Below are 10074 nucleotides of genomic sequence, written 5' to 3' on the forward strand. Positions count from 1 at the left end.
CTGTAGAGCCGAGCCCACGCTCGGCTGCTTCTGGCCTTTGCGCGAAGAGCAGCCGAGCATGGGCTCGGCTCTACAAGGGCGTCGCGCCATGCGTGGATGCCACCTGTGCGATCTATACCATCCCGCGGTTGGCGCGCAGCACCTGGCCTTTGATCCATCCGCCATCGGCACCTGCCAGGAACCCCACCGCGCCGACGCTGTACTACTGGGTGCATCGCCGCCGCGAGGCGCGCATCGCCTGACCTACCTGTAGAGCCGAGCCCACGCTCGGCTGCTTCCGGCCTTTGCGCGAAGAGCAGCCGAGCATGGGCTCGGCTCTACAAGGGCGTCGCGCCATGCGTGGATGCCACCTGTGCGATCTAAACCATTCCGCCGTTGGCGCGCAGCACCTGGCCGTTGATCCATCCGCCATCGGCACCTGCCAGGAACCCCACCGCGCCGGCGATGTCGTCCGGCGTACCCAGCCGCTCCAGGGGGTTCATCTTCGCCAGCCGCTCGATCAGCTCGGGCGATTTTCCATCCAGGAACAAATCGGTGGCGGTCGGTCCGGGCGCCACGGCGTTCACGGTGATGTTGCGCCCGCGCAGCTCCTTGCTGAGGATTGCGCCCATCGTCTCCACCGCCGCCTTGCTGGCCGCATACACGCTGTAGTTCTCCAGCCGGATGCCGACCACGCTGGTGGACAGGGTGATCAGCCGGCCACCGTCGCGCACCCGTCGCGCGCTTTCGCGCAGCACGTTGAAGGCGCCCCTGAGGTTGATGCCGATCACCCGCTCGAACAGGGCGTCGTCGGTATCGGCCAGTGGTGCCAGCTGCAGCACCCCGGCGCTGTTGACCACCACGTCGATGCCGCCGAAACGGGCTTCGATGGCGTCGAAGAGCTGGCGCACCGCCTGCGGATCGGACACATCGGCCTGCAGCGCGATGGCCTGCGCGCCGGCGGCGTTCAGTTCGGCCGCCAAGGCTTCGGCGTCGTCGCGGCGGCCCGCATAGTTGATCGCGACCGCGTGGCCATTGGCGGTGAGCCGACGCGAGATGGCGGCACCGATGCCACGGGATCCGCCGGTGACCAGGGCGACAGAGCGGGCGGGGGAGAGGGTCATGGTGACTTCCACGGGGACACGCCGAAGTGGCGCAGCGCCATCTTCGCGAAATCGCGCTTTCGGATAATCCTGCATAATCCGCCAACATCATCCGGATAGCCGAACAATGGACCGCTTCACGGCCATGCGCGCCTTCGTCCGTATCGTCGAGCGCCGCAGCTTCACCCGGGCCTCCGAGGACCTGGGCCTGCCGCGGGCCACGGTGACCGACGCGATCAAGGCGCTGGAACAGCGGCTGGGCGTGCGCCTGCTGCACCGGACCACGCGGCTGGTGGTGCCGACGCTGGAAGGCGAGGCCTTCTATGGCCGTTGCCTGCGCCTGATCGCCGACATGGACGACGCCGAGGCCGCCTTCCGTGACGCGCCGCCGCGCGGCCCCTTGCGCATTGAGGTGCATGGCACGCTGGGCCGGCACCTGCTGTTTCCCCACCTGCCGGATTTCCTGCAGCGCTACCCGGAGATCGAACTGGAGGTCAGCGAAGGCGACCGCTATGTCGATCTGCTGCGCGAAGGCGTGGATGCGGCGCTGCGGGTGGGCACGCTGGCCGACAGCGATCTGGCGGCGCGCCGGTTGGCGATGCTGCGCGAGGTCACGGTGGCCGCGCCGGGCTACCTGCAGGCCAAGGGCGTGCCAGGCAGCATCGAGTCCCTGCTGGGCGGCCATGAAATGGTGGGCTATCGCTCCAGCGCCACCGGCCAGCTGATTCCGCTGGAGTTCCAGCAGGGCGGGCAGGTGCGCTACGTGCCGCTGCCGGTGCGGGTGCGTGTGTCCGGTGCGGATGCGTTCCTCGGCGCCGCGCTGGCGGGCCTGGGCATCATCCAGGCTCCGCGCTACCGGATGGACCCGTATATCGCGCGCGGGCAGCTGGTGGAGCTGTTGCCGGACGCGCCGCCGACCCCGAGCCCGTTGAACCTGGTCTACCCGCGCAACCGCACGCCGTCCCCACGCTTGCGGGTGTTCATCGACTGGGTGGCCGGGGTGTTCGAGCAGACCGGGGGGGGCCGGCCAGCGGCCGGCACTACCGGAGCGGCACGCGAAGCTGTCCGACCGCAGGGGGTAGTGCTGGCCGCTGGCCGGCAACCGCAATGCGCTTGATGTACCCCGGGGGGGGCCGGCCGGCGGCCGGCACTACCGGGCTGCGGCGCTCGGCAGCACCAACTCGAACACGGTGCCGGTGTCATCGGACGCAACACTCACGCTGCCGCCATGCGCCTGTGCAATCGCGCGGGTGATCGCCAGCCCCAGCCCCGCACCTTCGTGGCGGCCACGCTCGCCGCGGTAGAACCGATCGAACAGGCGCGGCAGCGCTTCGGCGGAAATCGGCGTGCCGACGTTGTGCACGCTGACCCTGCACACGCCATCGGCCTCGGCCAGCCGTACCCGCACCTCGCTGCCGGCAGCGGCGTGCTTCAACGCGTTGGACAGCAGGTTGGCAATCGCCCGGTGCAGCATCAAGCGGTTGCCTTCCACGCTCGCCACACCTTCGCGGCGCAGGGTCAACTGCCGGTCCTCGGCCAGCAGCTCGTAGAACTCGAGCAGCGAATCCACCACCCCATCCAGCGCCACCGGCTCGCGCGAAGGCAGCGCGCCCGGTGCTTCGGCCTGCGCCAGGTACAGCAGGTCGCCCACGGTCTGTGCCAGCTGCTGCAGTTCCTCGGCACACGACGCCAGCGTCTCGCGATAGGCCTCGTTGCTGCGCGGGTGCGCCAGCACCACCTGCACCTGGGTGAGCATATTGGTGATCGGGGTGCGCAGCTCGTGGGCGAGATCACCGGAGAACCCGGTCAGCCGCGCGAAGTCCTGCTGCAGGCGTGCCAGCATGCCGTTGAGGGTCTGCGCCAGCTGCTCCAGTTCGGCCGGTGCACTGCGCGCGCTCAGGCGCCGCTGCAGGCGACCGGCGGTGATCTGCCTGGCCTCATCGGCCAGCGTGCGCAGCGGCCGCAGCGTACGCCGCACCACATAGCCGCCGAGCAGGCTGCTGGCCACGGCGGCGCCGATGATGGCGATTGCCAGCAGGTGGCGGAAGCGCTGCAGGAAGTCGGCGTGACGGTTGTCATCAATGGCCAGCAGGGTCACCAGCTGGCTGCCGTCGGCCAGCGTCTGGCGCAGGTGCAGGGCATGCATGCAGCGACCATCGGTGAGGATCCAGTCGTGCCGCCGTGGCGCGGCGTCGATCGGCTGGCCGCGTGCATGCTCGCGCAGCAGTGCCGGTGCGGTCGAGAACAGCACCGCGCCACGCCCATCAACAACGTGGAAGGCGATATCCGGATGATGGCCCAGCGCCTCTGCCAAGCGCTTCCCGCGTGCGGACGCAGGTCCGTTATCGGCGAGGTCACGGATCAACGCGACCTTGTTCTCCAGTTCGATGAAGTCCTGGGCAACAAGATCATGGCGGGCGCTGACATAGATCGCCACGCCCAATGCGGCCAGCACCAGCGTGGCCACGATGGCGAACAGCAGTGTCAGCCGTACCGCGATGGAACGACGCAGGCTCATCCGCTGTGCACGGCACCGTCGTCCGGCGCCTCCAGCACATAGCCCATGCCGCGCACGGTGACGATCAGCTTGGCATCGAAGTCATCGTCGATCTTCGCGCGCAGGCGGCGGATCGCCACGTCGATCACGTTGGTGTCGCTGTCGAAGTTCATGTCCCACACCTGCGAGGCGATCAGCGAGCGTGGCAGCACTTCGCCCTGGCGACGCGCCAGCAGCTCCAGCAGGGTGTATTCCTTCTGGCTGAGGGCGATGCGCTGGCCGCCGCGTTCGACCCGGCGGCGCAGGGTATCCACCACCAGGTCGGCGATGATGATGCGCTCGGCCTGCGGCTGTACCTGGCCGCGACGCAGCAGGGTGCGTACCCGCGCCAGCAGCTCGGCGAAGGCGAACGGCTTGGCCAGGTAGTCATCGGCGCCCAGTTCCAGGCCCTGCACGCGGTCGGCGATGCTGCTGCGCGCGGTCAGGAACAGCACCGGTGTCTGCCACCCTCCGGCGCGCAACCGCGACAGCACGTTCCAGCCATCCAGGCCGGGCAGCATCACATCGAGAATGATCAGTTGGTACTCGCCGCTGCCGGCCAGGTGCAGCCCGTCGACGCCGTTGCAGGCGAGATCGACCACGTAGCCGGCCTCGATCAGGCCCTGGCGCAGGTAGTTGCCGGTCTTGGGTTCGTCTTCGACGATCAGCAGTTTCATGATGCGCCCATCATCGCAGCTTGCACGTGGGCTGGCTGCGCAGGCTCACGCCAACGGGTCCAGCGTACCAAGCACCGCCACGCAGGCCAGCACCAGCACGGCCAGCACCGACTCGCAGGCCAGGCTGTGGCGCAGGGAACGCAGCGGCCGCGGTTGCCAGCCGTCGCGGATGGAGGTGGCCAAGGCCGGCACCAATCGCCAGCGATGCAGCGCCGCCAACCCCAGCATGCCGACCACCAGGGCCAGCTTGAGCAGCAGCCAGCGCCCATGCGCGGTACCGGTCAGGGTCTGCACGGAACCGCCGAGATCGACATAGGTATAGGTGCCGGTCATTGCCAGCAGGGCGACGATGACCGTGCCCGGCAGGGCGAAGCTGTGCGCGGCCCGCCACAACTCGTAGGTGCGCTCGCGCAGGCGCAGGCCCTGTGGACGCAGCGCCAACTGCAGGATGGCGGCGATCGCGCCGACCCAGGCACCGGCGGCCAGCAGGTGCACGATGCCGGCCAGCAGCCGCAAGGTGCCGCCGAACCCATCGCCCGCAGCGGCGTGGCCGTTCCAGGACAGGCTGGCGAGGGCCATTCCGGACAATGCGAGCAGGACCACGCGCCGCGGTCCACCCAGCGGCGTGGCGAATGCCAGCAGGGGCAGCATCGCCAGCACCGCCACGGTACGCAGCAGGCCGGCTTTACCCACCGGCGTACCGGTGAGGAACCAGTGCGCCGTTGCAGGGTCGATGTCGGCCGGCGCGATGCCGAGCACACCGGTCAAGCGGGTGATGGCATCGGTGGCCACCACGGCCAACGCGATCAGGGCGAGCGCCAGCGAGACGCCGCGCGGCAGCCCCGGACGGACGAACAGCATCCGCCCGAACAGCAGCATCAGCACCAGGTACAGTGCCAGCCGCAGCGCATACGGCGAGAGCTCGGCCACGACGGCAGCCTTACTTCACGGTGAAGCGGTAGCTGCCGGTGATCGGGTGGCTGTCCTGGCCCACCGCGCGCCACTGCAGTGCGTAGCTGCCTGCCGGCAAGGGCTTGGCGAAGCGTGCCCGCAGGGTGTGGCCATCTTCGGAGAGCTCCTGCGCAGTGGTGGGCATGGCCATCTTCATGCGGCCATGGTCCATGCTCAGTTCGATGCGGGTGGCACGCGGCATCACCTTCTCGCTGAACTGCAGCTCGATCTGGCTGGCCGGCGCCACGGTCGCGTCGGCGGCCGGCGTCGAGCGCACCAGGCTGGGATGGGCCAGGGCCAGCGGCGCAACCGCGAGGCCGGAAACGAGGACAACAAGGGCGGTGGAGCGGAGCAGGGGACGGGCCATGCGTGGGACACCTGTGGAAGACATGGCCCACAGGGTGGAGGGCAGCGCCTTTCGCTGCCCTGACCCCTGCATTACCGATCTGTAATGTTTCGTCCGCCGGCCGCTGGCCCGCATCACAGCGCGTGCAGCGGCCCTTGCATGCGATGGAAACTGCCATCGGTGGCGGTGAACCAGGCCAGCGAATGCCCGCCCGCGAAGTCATCGACATGCACGACCGTAGCGCCATCGGCTTCCTGCCACGAAATGGCATAGACCCCGTCGCTGATCCGCTGCCACTCACAGGCGGCTTCGCCCTGCGCACCGGCATAGGCGCCAGAGACGATGGCGTACTGCACGTGGCGGCCATCGGCGCTGTAGACATTGTCGGCGGCCAGGCCGTCATAGCTGACGCGGAAGCGGCGGCCGGCGAACACGGGAAGGTCAGCGGCAGTGTTCATCGGATCGCCACCGGGTTGATGTTGACCTGGGTCGAACCGACGTACAGCGGCTGGCCGAGCACGAACAGGAATTCCCAGGCCTTGTCGCGCACCAGGGCACGGCTGTCGATCAGCTCCAGGTTGTAGATGCCACGCTTGGCCAGCATGTACTGGTTGATCGGGAACTCCTCGGCACCGTTCGGGTTCGGGTAGACCTCCGAGGCCCAGGTGTCGCCACCGAAGGCGACGATGCCCTGGTCGGCCAGCCACTTCGCCGCCTCCATGCCGATACCCGGTTCCACTTCCAGGAACTGTTTGTCGTCCTTGCCGATCAGTTCCAGCCAGCCGGTGTTGAACAGCACCACGTCGCCCTTGCGCAGGCGCAGCCCCTGCTTCTTCAGCACGGCCTGGATGTCGGCCACGGTGAACTCGGTGCCGCCGGGCACGATCGCCTTGCCGTAGTACGTGGTCATGTCCAGCACGACGCCACGGGTGACCATCGGCGGCACCTTCTCGACGCCGAGCTTGCGCACCCCGTCCACGGTGACGAAGTCGGCGGCCTTGTTGCCGTTGTAGTAGACGTTGTCGATGCCGATATGGCCGATGCCGTTGAGCTGGGTGCCAACGCCGGTCCAGGCGTTCACCAGTTCATCGTTGAAGGTGAACTTGTTGGGGCCCAGCGACTTGCCAGCCTGCTGGCCGACCTGCACGTTGTACAGGCGGAAGCTGCGGTGGCGGAACGCGGGCAGGTTCTTGTCCACCGGCACCGCCAGCGGATAGGTCTTGCCGGTCCTGACCAGCGAGACCGCGTGCTTGACCACGTCGGCGGTCAGCAGGTTGGCCGCGCCAATCTCGTCGTTGGCACCGTAGGCAGAGGGGTACCAGTCCTCGGCGGTGGCCTGGAAGGACAGCGGCAGGGTGGCCAGCGCTAGCGCAGCCAGGGTCTTCATCTTCATGGCAAAGCTCCGGTAACTGTCAGGCCGTCGCGGGGGCGGCAAGCGGGGCATGCGGCGCAGCGGCGCCGGCATGGGCCGGGAAGTGCGGCAGCACGTACTCGGCGATTTCGTGGAAGGTTTCGGCCAACGGCCGTTCGTTGCGGCGGAACTGCAGGCCGATGTGGTCGACACCGGCCGCCCGCATGGCGTGCAACTCGGCCAGCAGGGCGTTGCGGCCGCCGCGCAGGCCAAAGCGCCAGCGCTGCAGAGGAGCATCGGCATCGGCCACCAGGTCCAGGTGGATGAAGCTGGCATAGGGCTTGTTGCCGGCCACGGCGCGCCAGGCCGCCACGCGTTGTACATGGTCCTGCGGCGTGCCCGGGTAGGCCAGGCAGCCATCCATGTGCTGGCCGATCCACGCCGGTTGCTGCTGGGCCAGGCCTGCCACGAACAGCGGCAGGGCCGGGCCATCCGCGGGCAGCACGTCCAAGCCCTGCGGCAGGTGCGCGGCGGCGCCTTCGCGCAGCAGTGCGATCTGCTCGCGGAAGCGGCTGCCACGGCTGTCGAAGTCGCGGCCGAACAGCGGGTACTCCACCGGGCGGTCGCCACTGGCCACGCCCAGCAGCAGGCGGTCACCGCTCAGCCGCTGCACGCTGCGTGCCGACTTCAGGGTCAGCAACGGCTCGCGGATCGGCAGCACCACCGCGCCGGTACCCAGCAGGATGTGCTCGGTGATGCCGGCCAGGTAGCCGAGGTAACTGAACACCTCGAACACCTGTGCGGCATCGCCGAAGGCCGGGTCGTACACCGGCACGTCGCGTACCCACAGCGCACGGAAGCCAAGGCGGTCGGCCAGCCGTGCCAGCTCCGCATGGCGCTGCAGGTCCGGTTCGCCGGGCAGGCGTCGCGCGGCGTGTCGTGCCTGTTCGCCCAGCGGTGTCCAGTCATTGTCCAGCGGTGCTTCGATGCCGATGCTGAAACCACCGGCCTGCAGCCGCGTCAACGCATTGCCCATGGCGAGGCTCCTCAGTCCCAGGCCGGGGCCAGGCCCGGCGGATCGACTTCGCGGCCGTTGCGGTCAAGCGCGGCGATCGCGGCCATGTCATCGGCATCCAGGTGCAGGTCCTGGGCAAGCAGGTTGCTGGCCAGGTTCTCGCGCTTGGTCGAGGACGGGATGACCGAGTAACCCCGCTGCAGCGCCCACGCCAGCGCGACCTGGGCGACGGTGGCCTGGTGCTTGTCGGCGATGGCGGCCAGCACCGGGTCCTTCAGCACCTTGCCGTAGGCCAGGGTCATGTAGGAGGTGACGGTGATGCCTTGTTCCTGCAGGAAGGCAGTCAGTGCCGGGTTCTGCAGGTAGGGGCTCAGTTCGATCTGGTTGGTGGCGATCTCGCCGGCGCCGACCACCTCGATGGCCTGCCGGGTCAGTTCGATGTTGAAGTTGGACACACCGATCTGACGGGTCAGGCCCAGCGATTTGGCTTCGGCCAGCGCGGTCATGTACTCGCGCAGTTCAACGCCATTGCCCGGCGCCGGCCAGTGGATCAGCAGCAGGTCGACGTACCCGGTGCGCAGCTTGGCCAGGCTGTCGCGCAGGCTCGGGATCAGCTTGTCGGCGGCGTAGTTGTCCACCCAGATCTTGGTGGTCAGGAACAGCTCGTCGCGCGGGACGCCGGATTCGGCGATGGCCTGGCCGACCTCGGCTTCGTTGCCGTAGATCTGCGCGGTATCGATCGCACGGTAGCCGACGTCGAGGGCGTTGCGCACCGAATCGATGACGGTCTGGCCGGTCAGGCGGAAGGTGCCGACGCCAAAGGAAGGAACGCTCATGATGGACTCCAGGGACTTCGTTGAGAGCCGGTGGGCTCGGGACAGGGCGAAGTGTGGGCGCTTTACATTTGTTGATTAAGCCGTGTATACGGGAAACGCTTTTGCGCCGAGGTAAAAAATGAAAACCACCCTGGATGAGCTGAAGGCCTTCGTGGCCGTGGTCGACAGCGGTTCGATCACCGCCGCGGCCGAAGAGCTGGAGCTGACCATCTCCGCCACCAGCCGCACCTTGGCGCGGCTGGAGGACAAGCTGCAGACCACGCTGCTGCGGCGGACCACGCGGCGGCTGGAGCTGACCGAGGAGGGAGCCGCATTCCTGGAGTACGCGCGCACGATCCTGGCCACGGTGGACGAGGCCGAGGAACAGATGGCCGCGCGGCGGCTGCAGCCGGTCGGGCGCCTGCGCGTAGACGCCGCCACGCCGTTCATGCTGCACGTCATCGTGCCGTTGCTGGAGGGCTTCCGCGAGCGCTACCCGCAGGTGGAGCTGGAGCTGAATTCCAATGAAGGCATCACCGACCTGATCGAGAAGCGCACCGACGTAGCGTTCCGCATTGGCGTGCTGCGCGATTCCACCCTGCATGCGCGGCCGATCGGCCACAGCCGCATCCGCGTGGTGGCCAGCCCCGAGTACCTGCGCCGGCATGGCACGCCCACGCGGGTGGAGCAGCTGCGCGAGCACGAACTGCTTGGCTTCACCCAGCCCAGTTCGTTGAACGAATGGCCGCTGCAGGATGCCGATGGCGGCCCTTTCGTGATCGAGCCGGCGATTGCTTCATCCAGTGGCGAGACACTGCGGCAGATGGCGGTGACCGGGCTGGGCATCGCCTGCCTGTCCGACTTCCTGACCCGCCAGGACCGGCGTGACGGCCGCCTGGTGCAGTTGTTCGCCAAGCAGACGCAGGAGGTGCGCCAGCCGATCAACGCGGTGTACTACCGCAACACCGCGCTGGCCGCGCGCATCACCTGTTTCGTCGACCACGTGACGCAGACGCTCGGCCAACGTCCGTTTGACGAGTAAGGCGGGGTAGAGCCGGCCGATGGCCGGCTGCCGGGTCTCTGTGGCTGTCGGCCAGCGGCCGGCACTACCAGCTGTGTATCACCTGATGCGTGGCCCATGCATGGAGGGGGTAGAGCCGGCCGCTGGCCGGCTGCCGGGTCTCTGGGGCTGCCGGCCAGCGGCCGGCACTACCAACTGTGTTTCATCTGATGCGTGGCCCATGCATCGAGGGGTAGAGCCGGCCGCTGGCCGGCTGCCGGGTCTCTGGGGCTGCCGGCCA

The 10074-nt window shown here is 68.4% G+C and carries 12 protein-coding genes; 3 read left to right on the forward strand and 9 right to left on the reverse strand.

Translation table 11 applies throughout. The features are described 5' to 3' along the window. On the forward strand, positions 1-242 hold a 242-nt coding region (locus AC5P7I_RS20785), incomplete at its 5' end, for a hypothetical protein (RefSeq protein WP_495222179.1). 117 nt (positions 243-359) lie between these two features. Here the strand turns inward: AC5P7I_RS20785 and AC5P7I_RS20790 are convergent. Next, on the reverse strand, positions 360-1103 hold the full coding sequence (locus AC5P7I_RS20790; protein ID WP_262088164.1) for an SDR family oxidoreductase: 744 nt from the start codon (positions 1101-1103) through the stop codon (positions 360-362). Between the two features lie 106 nt (positions 1104-1209). Here AC5P7I_RS20790 and AC5P7I_RS20795 point away from each other — a divergent pair, with 106 nt between their 5' ends. Beyond that, on the forward strand, positions 1210-2199 hold the full coding sequence (locus AC5P7I_RS20795; protein WP_262088163.1) for a LysR family transcriptional regulator: 990 nt from the start codon (positions 1210-1212) through the stop codon (positions 2197-2199). A gap of 33 nt (positions 2200-2232) precedes the next feature. On the opposite strand, the gene AC5P7I_RS20800 is transcribed toward AC5P7I_RS20795, so the two are convergent. The 8 genes from AC5P7I_RS20800 to dkgB all read right to left on the reverse strand — a co-directional run bounded on the left by AC5P7I_RS20800 (position 2233) and on the right by dkgB (position 8794). Next, complete coding sequence (locus AC5P7I_RS20800; protein ID WP_262088162.1) at positions 2233-3600, reverse strand: heavy metal sensor histidine kinase; 1368 nt, start codon at positions 3598-3600, stop codon at positions 2233-2235. After that, positions 3597-4295 (reverse strand): heavy metal response regulator transcription factor, encoded by a 699-nt coding sequence (locus AC5P7I_RS20805; protein ID WP_049406371.1) that lies wholly within the window; start codon positions 4293-4295, stop codon positions 3597-3599. Before AC5P7I_RS20805 ends, AC5P7I_RS20800 begins: the two co-directional genes overlap by 4 nt. 45 nt (positions 4296-4340) lie before the next feature. After that, complete coding sequence (gene copD, locus AC5P7I_RS20810) at positions 4341-5225, reverse strand: copper homeostasis membrane protein CopD (RefSeq protein ID WP_069116612.1); 885 nt, start codon at positions 5223-5225, stop codon at positions 4341-4343. A gap of 10 nt (positions 5226-5235) precedes the next feature. Further along, positions 5236-5613 carry a copper homeostasis periplasmic binding protein CopC gene (gene copC, locus AC5P7I_RS20815; RefSeq protein WP_069116614.1) on the reverse strand — a complete coding sequence of 126 codons (378 nt, stop codon included), beginning with the start codon at positions 5611-5613 and terminating at the stop codon, positions 5236-5238. Positions 5614-5726: 113 nt separating this feature from the next. Beyond that, positions 5727-6050 (reverse strand): MoaF-related domain-containing protein, encoded by a 324-nt coding sequence (locus tag AC5P7I_RS20820; protein WP_134808935.1) that lies wholly within the window; start codon positions 6048-6050, stop codon positions 5727-5729. Further along, complete coding sequence (locus AC5P7I_RS20825) at positions 6047-6985, reverse strand: cyclase family protein (RefSeq protein WP_126412369.1); 939 nt, start codon at positions 6983-6985, stop codon at positions 6047-6049. Before AC5P7I_RS20825 ends, AC5P7I_RS20820 begins: the two co-directional genes overlap by 4 nt. Before the next feature lie 19 nt (positions 6986-7004). Next, positions 7005-7979 (reverse strand): TIGR03571 family LLM class oxidoreductase, encoded by a 975-nt coding sequence (locus AC5P7I_RS20830; protein WP_111206309.1) that lies wholly within the window; start codon positions 7977-7979, stop codon positions 7005-7007. A gap of 11 nt (positions 7980-7990) precedes the next feature. Further along, complete coding sequence (dkgB, locus tag AC5P7I_RS20835; RefSeq protein ID WP_164077987.1) at positions 7991-8794, reverse strand: 2,5-didehydrogluconate reductase DkgB; 804 nt, start codon at positions 8792-8794, stop codon at positions 7991-7993. Between the two features lie 118 nt (positions 8795-8912). Here dkgB and AC5P7I_RS20840 point away from each other — a divergent pair, with 118 nt between their 5' ends. Then, positions 8913-9815, forward strand: a complete 903-nt coding sequence (locus tag AC5P7I_RS20840; protein WP_262088161.1) for a LysR substrate-binding domain-containing protein — start codon at positions 8913-8915, stop codon at positions 9813-9815. The last annotated feature ends 259 nt before the right edge of the window (positions 9816-10074 follow it).

The organism is Stenotrophomonas sp. YJH_SMC_138 (assembly GCF_059369855.1).

What these genes read in the sequence shown, in the direction of transcription:
- AC5P7I_RS20795 (WP_262088163.1), top strand. Translation starts at nt 1,210, where the DNA reads ATGGACCGCTTCACGGCCATGCGCGCCTTCGTCCGTATCGTCGAGCGC.
- AC5P7I_RS20790 (WP_262088164.1), bottom strand. Translation starts at nt 1,103, where the DNA reads ATGACCCTCTCCCCCGCCCGCTCTGTCGCCCTGGTCACCGGCGGATCC.
- copC (WP_069116614.1), bottom strand. Translation starts at nt 5,613, where the DNA reads ATGGCCCGTCCCCTGCTCCGCTCCACCGCCCTTGTTGTCCTCGTTTCC.
- AC5P7I_RS20840 (WP_262088161.1), top strand. Translation starts at nt 8,913, where the DNA reads ATGAAAACCACCCTGGATGAGCTGAAGGCCTTCGTGGCCGTGGTCGAC.
- AC5P7I_RS20830 (WP_111206309.1), bottom strand. Translation starts at nt 7,979, where the DNA reads ATGGGCAATGCGTTGACGCGGCTGCAGGCCGGTGGTTTCAGCATCGGC.
- dkgB (WP_164077987.1), bottom strand. Translation starts at nt 8,794, where the DNA reads ATGAGCGTTCCTTCCTTTGGCGTCGGCACCTTCCGCCTGACCGGCCAG.
- AC5P7I_RS20805 (WP_049406371.1), bottom strand. Translation starts at nt 4,295, where the DNA reads ATGAAACTGCTGATCGTCGAAGACGAACCCAAGACCGGCAACTACCTG.
- AC5P7I_RS20820 (WP_134808935.1), bottom strand. Translation starts at nt 6,050, where the DNA reads ATGAACACTGCCGCTGACCTTCCCGTGTTCGCCGGCCGCCGCTTCCGC.
- AC5P7I_RS20800 (WP_262088162.1), bottom strand. Translation starts at nt 3,600, where the DNA reads ATGAGCCTGCGTCGTTCCATCGCGGTACGGCTGACACTGCTGTTCGCC.
- AC5P7I_RS20825 (WP_126412369.1), bottom strand. Translation starts at nt 6,985, where the DNA reads ATGAAGATGAAGACCCTGGCTGCGCTAGCGCTGGCCACCCTGCCGCTG.